15 protein-coding genes are annotated in these 15615 nt (G+C 59.5%); 12 read left to right on the forward strand and 3 right to left on the reverse strand.

Annotated features, from left to right (window positions below; genetic code table 11):
• The first annotated feature begins 301 nt into the window (after positions 1–301).
• The 4 genes from ACFSKT_RS32435 (at position 302) to ACFSKT_RS32450 (ending at position 4918) form a co-directional block, all read left to right on the forward strand.
• On the forward strand, positions 302–1630 hold the full coding sequence (locus ACFSKT_RS32435; protein ID WP_377717346.1) for a UDP-glucose dehydrogenase family protein: 1329 nt from the start codon (positions 302–304) through the stop codon (positions 1628–1630).
• A gap of 31 nt (positions 1631–1661) precedes the next feature.
• Complete coding sequence (locus ACFSKT_RS32440) at positions 1662–2762, forward strand: DegT/DnrJ/EryC1/StrS family aminotransferase (protein WP_377717345.1); 1101 nt, start codon at positions 1662–1664, stop codon at positions 2760–2762.
• Positions 2763–3142: 380 nt separating this feature from the next.
• Positions 3143–4561 carry a transglutaminase domain-containing protein gene (locus ACFSKT_RS32445; RefSeq protein ID WP_377717344.1) on the forward strand — a complete coding sequence of 473 codons (1419 nt, stop codon included), beginning with the start codon at positions 3143–3145 and terminating at the stop codon, positions 4559–4561.
• Positions 4562–4627: 66 nt separating this feature from the next.
• Positions 4628–4918, forward strand: coding sequence for an alpha/beta-type small acid-soluble spore protein (locus ACFSKT_RS32450; RefSeq protein ID WP_377717342.1), 291 nt, complete (start codon positions 4628–4630; stop codon positions 4916–4918).
• A 74-nt stretch (positions 4919–4992) separates the two neighbouring features.
• Here the strand turns inward: ACFSKT_RS32450 and ACFSKT_RS32455 are convergent, their stop codons facing one another.
• Entirely contained in the window at positions 4993–5241 is a 249-nt protein-coding gene (locus ACFSKT_RS32455; RefSeq protein WP_377717340.1) for a hypothetical protein, read from the reverse strand.
• A gap of 196 nt (positions 5242–5437) precedes the next feature.
• On the opposite strand from ACFSKT_RS32455, the gene ACFSKT_RS32460 reads away from it, so the two are divergent.
• On the forward strand, positions 5438–5770 hold the full coding sequence (locus tag ACFSKT_RS32460; protein WP_377717339.1) for a hypothetical protein: 333 nt from the start codon (positions 5438–5440) through the stop codon (positions 5768–5770).
• 76 nt (positions 5771–5846) lie between these two features.
• Here the strand turns inward: ACFSKT_RS32460 and arfA are convergent, their stop codons facing one another.
• Positions 5847–7355: an arabinosylfuranosidase ArfA gene (arfA, locus tag ACFSKT_RS32465; protein ID WP_377717337.1), complete on the reverse strand. Its 1509-nt coding sequence runs from the start codon at positions 7353–7355 to the stop codon at positions 5847–5849.
• 162 nt (positions 7356–7517) lie between these two features.
• Between arfA and ACFSKT_RS32470 the strand changes: the two genes are divergently transcribed.
• The 3 genes from ACFSKT_RS32470 to ACFSKT_RS32480 all read left to right on the forward strand — a co-directional run bounded on the left by ACFSKT_RS32470 (position 7518) and on the right by ACFSKT_RS32480 (position 10716).
• Positions 7518–8444 carry an ArsR/SmtB family transcription factor gene (locus ACFSKT_RS32470; RefSeq protein ID WP_377717336.1) on the forward strand — a complete coding sequence of 309 codons (927 nt, stop codon included), beginning with the start codon at positions 7518–7520 and terminating at the stop codon, positions 8442–8444.
• 73 nt (positions 8445–8517) lie between these two features.
• Entirely contained in the window at positions 8518–9468 is a 951-nt protein-coding gene (locus ACFSKT_RS32475; protein WP_377717335.1) for a TRM11 family SAM-dependent methyltransferase, read from the forward strand.
• A gap of 168 nt (positions 9469–9636) precedes the next feature.
• Positions 9637–10716 carry an undecaprenyldiphospho-muramoylpentapeptide beta-N-acetylglucosaminyltransferase gene (locus ACFSKT_RS32480; protein WP_377717333.1) on the forward strand — a complete coding sequence of 360 codons (1080 nt, stop codon included), beginning with the start codon at positions 9637–9639 and terminating at the stop codon, positions 10714–10716.
• A gap of 111 nt (positions 10717–10827) precedes the next feature.
• Here the strand turns inward: ACFSKT_RS32480 and ACFSKT_RS32485 are convergent, their stop codons facing one another.
• Positions 10828–11700 (reverse strand): aldose epimerase family protein, encoded by an 873-nt coding sequence (locus ACFSKT_RS32485; protein WP_377717332.1) that lies wholly within the window; start codon positions 11698–11700, stop codon positions 10828–10830.
• 357 nt (positions 11701–12057) lie between these two features.
• On the opposite strand from ACFSKT_RS32485, the gene ACFSKT_RS32490 reads away from it, so the two are divergent.
• The 4 genes from ACFSKT_RS32490 to ACFSKT_RS32505 all read left to right on the forward strand — a co-directional run bounded on the left by ACFSKT_RS32490 (position 12058) and on the right by ACFSKT_RS32505 (position 15572).
• The gene (locus tag ACFSKT_RS32490) at positions 12058–12378 is read left to right on the forward strand and encodes a PadR family transcriptional regulator (protein ID WP_148932273.1); all 321 of its coding nucleotides are present in this window, start codon (positions 12058–12060) and stop codon (positions 12376–12378) included.
• Positions 12375–12935: an HAAS signaling domain-containing protein gene (locus ACFSKT_RS32495; protein WP_377717331.1), complete on the forward strand. Its 561-nt coding sequence runs from the start codon at positions 12375–12377 to the stop codon at positions 12933–12935. The genes ACFSKT_RS32490 and ACFSKT_RS32495 overlap by 4 nt, the downstream gene beginning before the upstream one ends.
• A complete protein-coding gene (locus tag ACFSKT_RS32500; RefSeq protein WP_377717330.1) occupies positions 12932–13828 on the forward strand; it encodes a DUF4097 family beta strand repeat-containing protein in 897 nt (298 codons plus the stop codon). The genes ACFSKT_RS32495 and ACFSKT_RS32500 overlap by 4 nt, the downstream gene beginning before the upstream one ends.
• Before the next feature lie 271 nt (positions 13829–14099).
• Positions 14100–15572, forward strand: a complete 1473-nt coding sequence (locus ACFSKT_RS32505) for an HD-GYP domain-containing protein (RefSeq protein WP_377717328.1) — start codon at positions 14100–14102, stop codon at positions 15570–15572.
• The last annotated feature ends 43 nt before the right edge of the window (positions 15573–15615 follow it).

Below are 15615 nucleotides of genomic sequence, written 5' to 3' on the forward strand. Positions count from 1 at the left end.
CGTGTTCCTTCTTGCAGCCGTTTGAATAAAAAGGAATGGTGTTCGGATGTGAGGAATTGTGAGATAAATCCAATAATCCTGATCGAGGAAATAATAAGGGGTTACTTGCACTACAAATCAATATTCTACAGGAAACGGCATGAAAACGCAACTTCAAGTATATGGAAAGCTAGAATAGTGCATAGGTCCCGCAACCTTTTCCACTTTCTGGAGTATACAAATTGTATCAAGATGAAAGTGTAGGTGCCACGCCAAAGGGGCTATGGCACTAAATATGACTACAACATAAGGAGAAAAATACGTGGATATTGTCGTTGTCGGAGCAGGATATGTTGGTTTGGTTGCCGCTGCGTCCTTCGCTAGCTTGGGCTGCAGGGTGTATTGTGTCGAGAATAACGAGAACAAGCTGAAGCAGTTAGAGACGGATACGATTGATATTTACGAAGATGGTCTTCAGGAGTTGATCCAACAAGGCATTCGTGATGGAAGACTCTCGTTTCATCCCAAGTTGTCCGATGTCCTCCAATCCGCGCAAATGATTTTCCTCTGTTTGCCGACCCCCTCCGTTAAACATGGAATCGCCGATCTGTCCAGCCTGCTTCACGTGTGCGAAGAATTGGGGGCTGCCATTGAACAGGACACGCTCGTCGTGGTCAAATCTACGGTTCCGGCCGGCACGACGGCGCGATTGGAACGCGTCATTCGGGATGCGGCCGCCCGACATGGCAGACAAGTCGATTTCGACATTGCGATGAACCCTGAATTTTTGCGCCAAGGCTGCGCCGTGCAGGATTTTCTTCATCCCCACTCGGTTGTCATCGGAGCGAGGGATAACCGTGCGGCAGACCGATTGGCGCGCTTGTATGCGTCATGTTTGCACAATCCGGTCATTCAAATCATGAGCCCGGTGGAGGCGGAGATGGCCAAATACGCCTCTAACTATTTGCTGGCCTCGCGAGTATCGATAATTAACGAATTGGCGAATCTTTGCGAGGCTGTAGGCGCGGATATTGCTTCCGTTCGGAATGTCGTCGGGCTGGATCCCAACATCGGAAACGGATTTTTGAATGCCGGAATCGGGTATGGCGGCAGTTGTTTCCCCAAAGATATCGAGGCGCTGATCAAAACGGCCAATACCTACGGTCTCGACGTGCCGATCATGAGGGCGGTTCAGTCCGTGAACGACAGGCAAAAACAGCGTTTGGTCGCGCACATCATTCGGCGGTTCGGAAATGATCTGGCCGGATACCGATTTGCCGTCTGGGGATTGGCGTTCAAACCCGGTACGGATGATATGCGGGAAGCGCCAAGCCTCGATGTGATTCATGCATTAAGCGCGCTGGGGGCGTCCATAAGCGCCTATGATCCGGCCGCGCGGCGCAAAGCTCAGATGCTGCTGGAGGGGACGTCGGTTGAAATGGCGGCCGACAAGTACGAAGCCGTCCTCCATGCGGATGCCTTGCTGATTCTAACGGAATGGGAAGAGTTCTACGAGCCTGATCTGGCACAATTGAAAGAACGCATGCGCCAGCCGCTCATCTATGACGGCAGAAGAGTGCTGAAGAATGCGCAATGCCGCACTAGCCGAGTCGAACTTATCCAAATTGGGGCGGGACGCGATCATGATTAAATTATCGGACATCGCAGCCGTCAATCAGCAGGTGAACGTCGAGGTCATCGAAAAAATTACGGCGATCATTCGTGATAACGCCTTTGTTAACGGAAGCGACGTTCTCGCTTTCGAAGAGAAGTTCGCCCGCTATCTAGGGGTGAAGTATTGCTTTGGGGTCGGCAATGGGACGGATGCGCTAGAGATTGCCTTGGCGGCGCTTGAATTGCCGAAGAATGCGGAAGTGATCATTCCGGACTGCACGTTTATCGCAACCGCGAATGCCGTCGTCAACGCCGGTCTGAGACCGGTGATTGCGGATGTAGGCCTTGATTTGACGATGAACCCGGATGGACTCGAACGATTGATCACCAAGGACACCAAAGCGATCATTCCCGTTCACTTGTACGGCAATCCGGCTCATATGGACGCGATCATGGCATTAGCGAGGACCTATAACCTAGCGGTCATTGAAGATAGCGCCCAAGCCCACGGTGCATTGTACAAGGGCCGCATGGCCGGCTCGATCGGAGACTTGGGATGCTTCAGCTTCTATCCGAGCAAAAATTTGGGGGCTTTCGGCGATGCGGGGGCCATTACGACGAATGACGAGACCTTAGCGGACAGAATCAGGTTGATCCGAGACCATGGACGGATATCCAAATACGAATATCGCCGAACCGGCCGTAATTCCAAGTTGGATTCAATCCAAGCGGCCGTACTCGCAACCAAATTAGATTATTTGGAAACTTGGATTGAAGGGCGCAATGCGATCGCTGCAGCTTACGCGCGAAACTTCGCGGGTGTGCAATCTATCGTAATTCCAACGGCTGACCCGGGGAATCGCCATGTCTACCATCAATATGCGATACGATGCGAATACAGGGATGAATTGATACAATTCCTTTTGAAGTCAGGCGTGGAATGCGGCATTCATTATCCAACCGCTATTAGTCAGGAATCATTCCTTCCCGATAATGAGCTGTTATATGCTGCGTACAAATCGAGAAATTACGTGACCGAGCTCTTGAGCTTGCCGATGGGGATCCATCTTAGCGAGGCGGATGCGCATTACATCGCAAGCTGCGTGGAGCGTTTTTATCAAGAAGTTAACTATGCTCCCCGAGATGCGGCGTCCGTAAGCGCGGTCTGATAGACAAACGTCATAATGACGCTACCGCTGCCGCGCGCTTCCGGGCAAATAGGCGATTCTTGCGCTCATCCTATGGAGGCCTAAGGATCGCCTTATTTTTGTGCAAGTCGCGAATCGGGTGAGGCGGTTGAGGAAGCCTTATCCGTAGCGATCCAGAAGCGGGAGGCAAGAAGTAAGCTGGTCAACGTGTGTATTCCGGCTGCGCCTTCGAAGAAGACGGCAATGGCCGTTTTGTTTCGCCTGTAAAAAAGTTCCTGTTCGGCGCGAAACTTCTTGCTGCTGGAGGCGTTTAATTTAAGGCGCGCGGAGGCGGAAGGGAAACCGGAACGCGCTTCCGCGCGGATTGAACACGGGAGTTGGGAAACGGGAATATGGGACGCATGCGAACGACAACGATGCTAGTAGGACTGCTGCTCGCCATTGCGGGCGGCGCGGCGTTCGGGCCATGGGGAGCGGGACAACCGCAAGCAGCGGCAGCGGGACGAGAGCCCAGCCAATGGGCGGCCGATGATATACGGGAAGCGAGCGCGTACAACTTGATGCCGTCATGGGCGAGCGGCCGTTATGGCAGCACGATCACTAGAGAGCAATTTGCGGAACTCGCGGTGCTTCTTTTTGAAGCGTTGACTGATCAGCATCTGGATGATCCGGTCGCGAATCCGTTCCAGGATACGCGCAACTTCTACGCGGCGCTTGGGTATAAGCTGGGCTTCGTGAACGGCGCCAGCAGCGGGCGATTCGACCCGAAGTCGCCGGTCACGCGCGAGCAGATGGCGCTCATGCTCTACAATGCGATCGGCAAGGCCGGCATTCGGGACCAAATGAAGGTCGAACCGGTCGAAACGTTCGCGGACGCGGACCGCATCGCCGGCTGGTCCAAGAAGGCCGTAGGGGCGATGGCGGCAAGCGGACTCATGCAGGGCAGCATCCGGTCGAATGGGGTGTACTTCATGCCCAAAGGCGAAGCGACGGTCGAGCAGGCGGCCGTGCTCGTGAACCGCATCCGCGAGCAGTACGGCGCCATCCGCGCGTCCAGCGAGGAGGAACTGCTCGAGGCGGTGCGACGGGGCTATGCGCCGGTCGTGACGGATGAGCGAATGGCCGAGACTTACCGTGCCGCCCAATCGGCGCTGCGGCATATCGTGGAACCGGGCATGAGCGACTACGAGAAAGAGCTGGCCATCCATGATTACCTCGTCCTGCATACCGCATACGACGAAGCGAATTACAGGCAAGGGACGGTACCCGACGACTCCTACAGCGCTTACGGCGCGCTGGTGAAGGGCATTGCGGTGTGCCAGGGGTACGCGAACGCGGCCAATTTATTGCTGAACATGGCCGGGCTCGAAGCGCACATCGTGACCGGGACGGTCGGCGGCGAGCCGCATGCCTGGAATAAAATCCGGCTCGAGGGCGATTACTACAATGTGGACGTCACGTGGGACGATCCGGTACCCGACAAGCAGGGACGCGTTTATTACGGGTATTTCAACGTCACGGACGAAGAATTGCGGCAGGATCACGAGTGGCTGGATACCGGGCTGCCCGCCGCGATGGGGACGCTGTACAATTATTATCGGGTTAACCAGCTCCTGGCGGCGGATCCGCTTCAATTCGAAGCGAAGGTGGAGGAAGCCATCGCCAATCGCGAGCCGATGCTGACGATGAAGCGGATCTATACGTCGGCCAAAGACATCGAGCCGCTCAAAGCCGCCGTATTCCGGACCGGAGCGGTGCACTCCTTCGAATGCGCCTTCGGCAGCGGAGGCGTCGTAACGTTGACCTTCCGCTATTTGTAGCATAGAAGCGCGCCATCCCGGGCACGATAACGGCACATCCTTTCAGATAAGGCAGGTGCAGCGAAGATGGCGCGAAGAAACCGGAGAAAACACGTCGTGCCCGGCTCCGAGCAGGGGTTGGCGGCGTTCAAGGCGGAAGTGATGCGTCGCCAAGGCTACGCGGTCGATCCCAGCCGGCCGGACGACGTCAAATACGAGGTGGCCAAATCGCTTGGCGTGCCGCTGACGCGCGAAGGCGACAACGGCAATCTGACCACGGAGGCGGCCGGTCACATCGGCGGCCAAATCGGCGGTACCATGGTCCGCGAGATGATTCGGCTCGCGCAGGAGCAGCTGGTCAAGCAGCGGCAGCCGTAGCATCGATTCCACAATATGAAAGCCCCGTCCGATACCGGACGGGGCTTTCTCGCCGTCTGCCGCGGCGGACGTCATCAATGGACCGCGATCGCGGCGTAAGCCGCGAAGCCGACGGCTCCCAGCGCCGCCACTGCCAGCAGCAGCACGAGGAGACGCGTCTGGGCAGGGAGGACGCTCCAATCGGTCACCTTCATCGGGCCGCCGGCTTCCAGCCGCTCCAGGCTCTGCAGGTTAGGGTCGACTTGAACCTCGGCGCCGCGCGCCAGGCCGGTTGATTCCGCCTGTCCGTCGCCCGCCGTCCGCATCTTCGCCAATCCGCTCATCGAGGCATGCACGCTCCTTTCCTTTGCGCGAGGGTCAAGCTCTTCGCTTCTCTTCCATATAATGCGGCGCGAGCGGGGAATAGTCATGTTTTCTGAAGCGGACGACCGGATACATGGGACAACTTCCTCGTCGAATAAGCTGGAGGGAGCAGGAGAATAGCCCGTCAATCGGGTCGAACGGATAAGGGAGGATATCGTGAGCATCGCAAGCAGACGCAAGCGGAGCCGGTTCGTCATGTTCGTCATACCGGTGTCGATGCTGAAACAAATGATGGTCTATGATCTAATCGGCGGCACGGCCTGTTATTGGCTGATGAAGAAAGGACATTGGTCCGAAGTGGCCGCGTTCATCGGCAGCTCGTTCGCGCCGGCCGTTCTGAAGCGGGCCGTCTCGGCGGGGACGGGGCTGACGCGGGTGAAGACGCTGCCTTCGCCTTGGCCGGAGCCGCCAGCGGCGGAAGCAAGAGCCGAGGTTCAGCGGCCCAAGCGCGGCACGGTGAGAATCGTGCGGCTGCGCGGCCGGAAGTAAAGGCGGCCAATCCGCCTTGGCGACGAGCGCGCAAAAGCGCCCGCGGAGACCCCGCGGGCGCTTTCATGCCTAAATATTAACCGAGTTTCACGCGAATCACGTTCCACGACGCCTTCGCCAGCGACGCTTCGATCTTGCTGCCGTCCACGCGGGCATTGCCGTTCGTATGCGGCTTCACGCGATCCGGCGCTTCCAGTGTGTTCGCCGCCTTCAGATCGTCGTTCTCCAGCACGATGTGCTCGATCAGGCTGCAGCCGCCGAAGCTGCGCAGGTCGACCTCGAAGCCGAGCGACTCCTCCAGGTTGCGGTTGACCGCGAAGATCGTCACTTCGCCTTTCTCTTCGTTATGCACCGCGACCGACTCCAGGTAAGGGACGTCCGTGTAGTCCTTCGCATCGTACTTCGGCGATTGGATGAGCGGCACGAGCGCCGTGCCGCGTCCGAACAGGCTCGCGTGCATGTACGGATAGTAGATCGTCTGCTTCCAAGCCGCGCCGCCGTTGGCCGTCATGATCGGGGCGATAACGTTGACGAGCTGGGCGATGCACGCCATTTTGACCCGGTCGGCGCGCTTCAACAAGCTGATGAGCATGCAGCCGACGACGAGCGCGTCCTCGTGGTTATAGATGTCCTCCAGCTGCGGCGGCGCGATCTGCCACGGATCGAGCTTGCGGTCCGCTTCGTTGGAATGGAACCAGACGTTCCACTCGTCGAACGAGAGGTTGATTTTCTTCTTGCTGCGCTTCTTGGCCTGCACGTAGTCGGCGGTGGAGATGACCGTGTTGATGAAGCTGTCCATGCCGAGCGAGAGCGCCAGGAAGTTGGCCGAATCGTTGGATTGGTTGCCATAGTATTGGTGCAGCGAAATGAAATCGACATTGTCATAGGTCAAATCGAGCACGGTCGCTTCCCATTCCGGGAACGAAGGCATGTGCAGCGACGAGCTGCCGCAGGCGACCAGCTCGATCGTCGGGTCGACCCAACGCATGACTTTGGCCGTCTCGTTGGCGATGCGTCCGTATTCGACCGCCGTCTTCGCGCCGATCTGCCAAGGACCGTCCATCTCGTTGCCCAGACACCATGTCTTGATGGCATGCGGCTGCTCGTAGCCGTGTTTACGGCGCAGGTCGCTGAACAGCGTGCCGGACGGATGGTTGGCGTATTCGATCAGGTCGCGCGCTTCCGCAGGACCGCGGGTGCCGAGGTTAACGGCCATCATCGCTTCCGTGTTCGCTTTTTTGCACCAGTCCATGAATTCGTTCAGGCCGACCCAGTTCGGCTCGATGGTGCGCCACGCGAGCTCCAGGCGGCTTGGGCGCTGCTCGACCGGGCCTACGCCGTCCTCCCAGTTGTAGCCGGAGACGAAGTTGCCTCCCGGATAGCGGACGATCGGCACGTCCAAGCCTTTCACGAGCTCGAGCACGTCGCCGCGGAAACCCTGCGCGTCCGCCGTCGGATGATCTTTCTCGTAGATGCCGCCGTAGACGGCGCGGCCGAGATGCTCGACGAACGAGCCATAAATGCGTTTGTCAACTTCGCCGATCTTGAAATCTTTATCCACTATCATGGTCGCTTTGATTGACATGAAGGTCACCTCTGTTTAGAATTAATTATATTATTAACCGATTAATGAATTAATGCTTTCATCAACATTAAACACGATCATAAAAGCGATTTCAAGCTTTTCTTTTCCGTCTTTTTGAATTAATATTTCTGTTAATGCAGTTATTGATGAAGGAGAACGAAAATGACGATTATACAATCCAACACGGACCGCAAGTGGCTTCCGCTCTATGAAGCGCTCGCCAGCGACGTCCGTCTGCGCATACTCGACCTGCTCGCGGAAGGGCCGATGAACGTGAAGGAGCTGGCGCAGGCGCTTGGCCTCTCCAGCGCGATCGTGACGATGCATACGAAGAAGCTGGAGACCGGCGGGCTGATCCGCTCCGAGCTGATCCGGCGGGGCGGCGGGACGCACAAGATGTGCTCGCTCGCCGCAAGCCGGGTCGAGATGGCGCTTCCCGAGCCGGGCGGCGCCGAGAGTGACGGCCGCGACTGTCAGGAGGTGGCGATTCCGATCGGCCATTACACGCGCTGCGACGTGCATCCGACTTGCGGCTTGGCGACGACGGACAGCGTCATCGGCCAATTCGACGATCCGCGGTATTTTTTCGAGCCGGGACGGATGAACGCCCAGATTCTGTGGTTCGGGCACGGGTTCGTCGAATACCGCATTCCGAATTACGTGCTGCCCGGACAAGCGCTTGAGGAGATCGAGCTGTCGCTGGAGATCGGGTCGGAGGCGCCGGGCACGCGGGAGAACTGGCCGTCGGACATTCATTTCTACTTGAACGATACGCTGCTTGGCGTCTGGACGAGCCCGGGCGATCCGGGCGATGGACGCGGACTGCTCACGCCGAAGTGGTGGACGGTCAACCAGTACGGCTGGCTCAAAATGGTGCGCGTCACTGAAGAGGGGACGTTCATCGACGGGCAGCGGCTGTCGGATGTGACGCTGGCGGATATCGTGATGACGCGCAACGACTGGACGCTGCGGCTCGAGGTGCCGGCCAACGCGGCCCATGTGGGCGGCATGACGCTGTACGGCGAAGGCTTCGGCAACTATAATCAGGATATCGTGTTCCGGACCTACCGCCGGGTAGGCGGGCAGTGAGGCGATCGGAACGGCAGAGGGCCGAGGGCTGCGCGAGACGCAAGGCCGGTAGAATTAAAGGAGTGTTCGCATCATGAACGAGGCCGGCTTGGCCCCCCTATACCTTTATCCCGTCGCCTGCCATGAGGACGAGACGGAGCTGTGCGCGATGGAGATGCGCGCGTTGTTCGGACAAGACCCGGAGGAGGGCTGCGTTCGCGCAGCCGTCTTGCTCCCGCCTTCGCGCAGTCCGTTCATCCGGGGCAGGTTGCGGGTCATGCTGGAAGCCGCCGGTCTTGACGATCTGGCGGCTTCGGCCGCGCGGCTGGACGTCGGCGATGGCTCCTATAAGGTGGTCTTCGTCGAGACGGACGGCGCCGTCGCGTACGAGGACCGGCTGGCCGCGGCGCGCCGAATCGGCGGTGCGATCCGCGGGCGCGCGGACATGAAGCGGCCCGACCGGCTGATCGGACTCGCCTATGCGGGCGGCCGCTGGCTGCTCGGCGACTACGAGCAGGCCGAAGCGGCCTGGCTGACGCACAATAAGAAGCCGCATCCGTATTCGACTGCGCTAAGCACCCGGGTCGCGCGGGCGGTCGCGAACATCGCGGTGCCCCGCGTCGAAGGGGCAAGGGCGATCGATCCGTGCTGCGGCATCGGCACGGTCGTCATCGAAGCGCTGTCGATGGGCATTGATATCGTCGGTCGCGACATCAACCCGCTCGCGGTTCGGGGCGCAAGGGCGAATCTGGCCCATTACGGCATGCCGGACGTCGTGAAGCGGGGCGATCTGCTGGAGATGGAAGGGGAAGGGACATATGATGCGGCGATCGTCGATTTGCCGTATAATTTATGTTCGGTGCTGTCCCCTGAGACGCGGATCGCCATGCTTCGGGCTGCCGGGCGATTGGCGCCGCGGGTCGCGATCGTGACGACGGAGACGATCGACGAGGAGCTGCCTTTGGCCGGGCTGACGGTGTTGGACCGATGCGTCGTGCGCAAGGGACGGTTCGAGCGGCACGTGCTGCTCTGCTCTTCGGATTGAGAACGCAAACCAATCAGCTCCGGCTGAATGCTGCATTCCCGGTCTCGACCGTGAACGCAAACCAATCAGCCTGCACATTAAAGGTTTTGCGGCGAGAGTCATGATCGGACGGCGTCTTGTCATAAGGTGAGGTATACGCAAGCAACTAACATAAGCTGGTGAGGTAGTATGAAGAAAATCATGTTCACGGGGGGCGGTTCGGCCGGACACGTTACGGTGAACCTCGCCCTCATTCCGCGTTTTCAAGAGGAAGGGTGGAAGATCGATTACGTTGGTTCGGAGAACGGGATCGAGAAGCAGCTCGCGGGCTCGCTTCCGGGCGTCCGCTATCATGCCATCGCGACCGGCAAGCTGAGACGCTACTTCGATTGGCAGAACGTGAAAGACCCGTTCAAGGTGGTCAAAGGCGCAATGCAGGCGTACCGGCTCATCCGCCGCGTGAAACCGGATGTGCTGTTCTCCAAAGGCGGGTTCGTCTCGGTGCCCGTTGTGCTCGGCGCTTGGCTGAACCGGGTGCCGGTGCTGCTGCACGAATCGGATTTGACCCCGGGCCTCGCGAACCGGATCGCCATTCGCTTCGCGACGGGCGTCTGCACGACGTTCCCGGAGACCGAGTCGCATTTGCCCGCGGGCAAGGCGCACCATGTGGGCGCGGTTATCCGCGAGGAGCTGCTGCAGGGGGATGCCGCACGCGGGCGCGCGTTCTGCGGCTTCAAGCCGGGCAAACCGGTGCTGCTCATTATGGGCGGCAGCCTGGGCGCACGACGCATCAACGAAGCGGTTCGGGCGTCGCTAGGCATGCTGACCCGCGACTTCCAGATCGTGCATCTGTGCGGCAAAGGCAACGTGCTGCCGGAGCTGGAATCGAAGGACTACCGGCAGTACGAATACGTGCAGGCGGAACTTCCCGACGTGCTGACGATGGCCGATCTCGTCATCTCGCGCGCGGGCTCGAACTCCATTTTCGAGTTTCTGGCGCTCCGCAAGCCGATGCTGCTCATACCGCTCAGCCGCCAGCAGAGCCGGGGCGATCAGATCCTGAACGCGGAGTCGTTCGAGGCCGCCGGATTCTGCGAGGTGCTGCAGGAGGAATCGCTCACGGCGGGCACGCTGCTCGAACGCGTCGGCACGCTGTTCCGGGACCGGGAGACGTATATCGCGAAGATGAACGAAAGCGACGGGCAGGACGCGCTGAATGCGGTGTTCAAGCTCATTAAACAGACGGCGAAGCGCGCCAAATCGCGCTAAGCGGGCAACAAGGAAGGGCCGTATTTCCGGGCATGGCGGGCGCCATGCGGGAAATACGGCCCTTCTTTCGCGCGACCGTGCCGAACGGCAGCGTTCAGGCGTCTAATCGGCCTATGCCTTGGCGTAAGCGATGCTCAGCTCCAGCTGCAGCTCTTCGCCTGCCGCTACCATCGGGAGTTCTTCGCGCCGGTTCAGCTCGGTCGTCAGCGCCATCCACGGCTCGACGCAGATGAACGGCTTGCCGTCGACCTGCCAGAGCACGACGTATTTGAAGGCGTCGCTGTAGCGGAGCGTGACGGATCCGCTGCCATCTGGACCGGGGAAACCAATCTGGCTGCGTCCGGCGTCCAGCAGGGCGATCGATTCCTTCAAGCCTTCGAGCTCGACCGCGCCTTCCAGCGGCTTGATTTCGTTATCATTGTAGTCCAGATAGCGCGTCGCGTCGGTATCGTACGCGATCGCCTTCGACGAGATGCGGAAGTACGGGTGGAAGCCGGCGTACATCGGCATGGCCGTATCCGACAGGTTGCGGTACGACTGGCGGATGTGAAGCTCGCCGTTCTTCAGCGCGTACGTGAACAGCAGCTCGAAGTGCCACGGATATTCGCCGAGCGTGCCTTCCCCGCTCACAAGGCGCACGGTGAGCGACGCTTCTTCCTCGGCGGAATGCGAGACGACCTCCCATGGGCGGTTGCGCGCGACGCCGTGATTGCGCATCGGATACGTGACGCCGTCCCATTCGTAGCGCCCGTTCACGAGTTGGCCGCAGATCGGGAACAGAATGGGATTGCCGCCGCGGATGTTCGCCTCCGGGTCGACGAAGGTGTCCCGGTCCAGATAGAACAGCTCTTCGCCCTTCAGCCGGCAGCTGATGGCGATGGCGCCCCGCTCGGGACAGACCGTGACCGAGGAATCGGTGGACGCGTCGGTTAACGTGTACAGCGTGTAGACATCTTCATGCTGCGTGACTGCATACTGGCTCATTCATATACCTCCGATTTATCGTACTTGGCGGATTTCTCTGGGTTAGCATACCATATCTTGAAATACAATCGTAAGTTTCACGCCGCATGTATTCCAGCTTGTATGTTTTCGGAACAAGACGAACAGCGCCACCAAACCCAGGGCAATCGCCATGTCGCCCTGACCCTGTAGAAGAACCGGGCGAACGTCGAAAAAGGGGCTCTTGCGGGAAATTTCCATTTTTTTCTCAAGCTATATTGCATTATTGAATAGCAAGCCATATACTATAGCTGTAGGGAGCAATTGGAGCCCGATATTTTTTTGATAAGCTATTCTACATTGTTGAATACCAAGCCATATCGCATAGGGAGCGGTTGCATGAATGTTCAGTTCAAGAAAGGCGTCCTCGATTTGTGCGTCCTCGCTCTTACCGCTTGGGAGGACCGCTACGGCTACGAGCTGGCGGTGGCGATGTCGTCCAAGTTCGAGGTTGCGGTCGGCAGCGTCTATCCGCTGCTTAACCGGCTGACGCAGGAAGGGTATTTCTCCACGTATTTGCGGGAATCGCCGGAAGGGCCGCCGCGCAAATATTATAAGCTTACGCCGCAGGGGCACTCGCACCTGATGGCGCTCATTACGGAATGGCGCTCGTTCTCCATTGCCGTGGACGAAATCATTAAGGAAGGTGTGGAACGATGAGCACGATTCGCGCGCAATATTTGCAGCAGCTGTGGGATTTGCTCGCTCCGGTGCCGGAGGGGCTGCGGAAGGAATGGATGTACGATTACGAGGAGCATTTTCGGATGGCGGCCGCGCAGGGACGCAGCGATGCCGAGGCGGCGAGTGAACTCGGGGACCCGCGGCAAATCGCCAGAGAGCTGCTGCTCGGCTACCGGGTTGAGGAAGCGGCGCGCAGCGGGCGGATCTCCTCGGTCTCGCGGGCGGTGTTCACGACCGTCAGCATGGGCTTCTTCAACTTGATTTTCGTCCTCGGTCCCTACGTGGCGCTGCTGGCCGTCATCGTGTCGCTGTGGGCGGTCGTCGCGGCCCTCGGGATCTCCTCGCTTTACGCGATTTATGAAGGGTTGTTCGGCGAGGCGTTCAATCGGGTGCAGGGCGCCTTTATCGCGATGACGCTGATCGGGCTGTCGATGCTCGCCGGGGCAGGCATGAAAGTGGTCACGCGCGGATTCATGCGGATGACCGTGAACTATTTGAAATTCAATTCCAGAATTATCGGGGGGCGGGCGAAATGAGAAACTGGGTCATAGCTGGATTGACGCTGTTCGTGGCCGGAGCGGTCGGCACGGTCGCGACGTTCGGCTCCGAAGGCGACTTCTCCTTCGGCACCGTGGAAGTGGCGAAAGAGGCGAGCGCGAGCGCCGCGGGCATCGAGCGGATCAAGCTGGGCGCAAGCGCCGCCGATATCGATATCGTGCGGGGGGCTGGCGACAAATTCAAGGCGACGCTGACCGGCCGCGCAAGCAAGAAGTTTCTCGATCGCATCGAGGTGAAGCTCGTCCCGAGCGGCAGCGAGCTGATCGTCGATGTGAAGGCGAGCACCGGCTTCTCGATCGGGCTCAACATTTTGGACGTGGATTTGCGGCTCGAAGTGCCTGATCGCCAGTGGAGCAAGCTGGTAATTGACGGCGGGAGCGGCAACGTGGAGCTGTCGGATTTGAAGATCGACGAGTTGATCGCGAGCATCGGTTCGGGCAATGTGCACGTGAAGAACCTGACCTCGCGGAAGCTTGAGCTGGAAGCGGGATCGGGCAACCTCCATGCGGAATCGTCCAAGGCGGATCTCGTGCAGATGGATGTCAGCAGCGGCAACCTAAGGCTTACCGACGTCGCGGCCAGCGCCGTCGATGCCGAGACCGGCAGCGGGAATATCTACGTGACCGCGGATCAATTGAGCGGCAGCGTCAAGGCGGAGACGGGCAGCGGCAACGTGACGATCGCCACGCTTGAGCGGCCGGAGTCGGCCACTGTTCAGTTCGCAACCGGGTCGGGCGACCTGAAGAACGAGTGGGAGGACGGCCGGGAATCGGATGAGGATGGGGTGAAAGAGCAGATCGTCTTCGGCAGCGGGGACGTCAGCGTCGCCGTCGAGACCGGATCGGGCAATCTTTATTTGGAGCGCCGATAAGGCGATGCTCGTAGCCGGGTACGCCGGCAGCGGGGAAGCGCCGCTAGCGGGACGTGCGGCCCGGCCGGCTTCGGGAATGGAATGGGCAATAGGGACCACGGCCGACAAGCCGGTTGACCAGGGGAACGCTCCTGATCAGCCGGCTTTTTGCGTGTTTCAGTTACCGCCAAATGGTTTACGTTGTTTTCGTTGACGGACAAGGACCGGTGCGCTTATTCTGAGATGAGAGACTGGCAAGGTATATCGGCCTACGAATACAGGAGGAATCACCATGCGCGTGAAAGAGAGAACGGCGCTTCTTCTCGGCCCGCTGCTCGCGACAACGATCCCTTTGTTTTGCTACGAATGGCTGCGTTCGGCGCATACGGCCGACGTTTCGATTCATTCCCCGTCGGGGCATTTCTATATCGTCAGCATTATCGCCGCGCTCGCGACGCTGTTCGCGGTGGCGGTCGGCATCACCGGCTACCGGCTGCGCAATATTAAGGTTGAGTTTCTGGCGCTCGCCTACCTCTCCCTCGCGGAGCTGTTCATCCTACACGGGCTGTCGACGCCGGGACTGCTCATCCACGCCTCGACCCTGCCGGGCATCGCGTCCCAGCTGAGCATCCTGCTCGCCGTCGGCTGGCTCTGCTTATCGGCGGCGCCGACGGACCTGCCGCTCGTCCGCTGGCTGGCGCAGCGGCGGCGCTTCCTGATGCCGGTATGGGGCTCGGTGCTTGGCCTGATCTGCGTCTTTGCCTTCCTGATGCCGGCTGCCGTGGAGTCGCTCCATATTAACCAGCATCCGTACAAATGGATCGCGGCTGCGCTAACATGCGCGGGCTGTCTGTGGACGATGTTCCACTACCGTCAATCGTACCTTGCCGCCGGATTCCCGGTTCAGCGGGCGATCGTCTACAGCACCGGACTGTTGATCGCCTCACAATATATTATGATTACCGGCGAGGCATGGATGCTGAGCTGGTGGTTGTACCATGTGCTGGTGCTCGCTTCGATGGTCATCATGCTGAACGGGCTGGCGCGTCAATATTTCTCGCAGGGCTCCTTCAGCTCTTCGCTGAAAGTGCTGTTCAAGTCCGATCCGCGCGCTTGGCTCGAAGCGTGCATTACCCCGAGCGTGCGGGCGCTGATCATGGCGACCGAGGTTCGGGACGCATACACAGCCGGCCATAACATGCGGGTAGCGCTGTATGCGCTGCGGCTCGCCGAAGAGATGGGCCGCTCATCCGAGGAGCTGCGCGCGATCGCGCAGGGCGGCGTCGTGCACGACGTCGGGAAGATCAAGGTGCCGGACGCGATATTGAACAAGCCCGGCAAGCTGAGCCCGGAGGAGCGAAGCATGATTGAGCGCCATCCGGTATGGGGTTACGACATGTGCAAGCGGCTCGGCTTCTTCGCCGACGAACTGTCCATCATCCGCTCCCATCATGAGAAATGGGACGGCACGGGCTATCCCGATCGGCTGGCCGGCGAACGCATACCGGTGCTCGCCCGTATTACGGCTGTCGCCGACGTGTACGACGCGCTGACGTCCTCGCGTTCGTATCGCAAGGCGATGTCGCACGAGGACGCGATGGCCATTATTTTGGAGGGGAGCGGCACGCACTTTGACCCGGCCTGCGTGGAAGGCTGGACGAGACTTGCTTCGAGCGATTCGCGCTTCCTTCTGGAGACGGCCGCTTCGGATCGAACGCTGCGTCTGGTGCCGAGCGAGGCGGAGAAGACGTCGGTCGTTTCTTGATCACGCAATAGAGGGCTGTTCCTCGTCGAGGTCGACGAGGAAC

This window comes from Paenibacillus xanthanilyticus (assembly GCF_042682185.1).
GTDB classification, from domain to species: domain Bacteria; phylum Bacillota; class Bacilli; order Paenibacillales; family Paenibacillaceae; genus Paenibacillus_Z; species Paenibacillus_Z xanthanilyticus.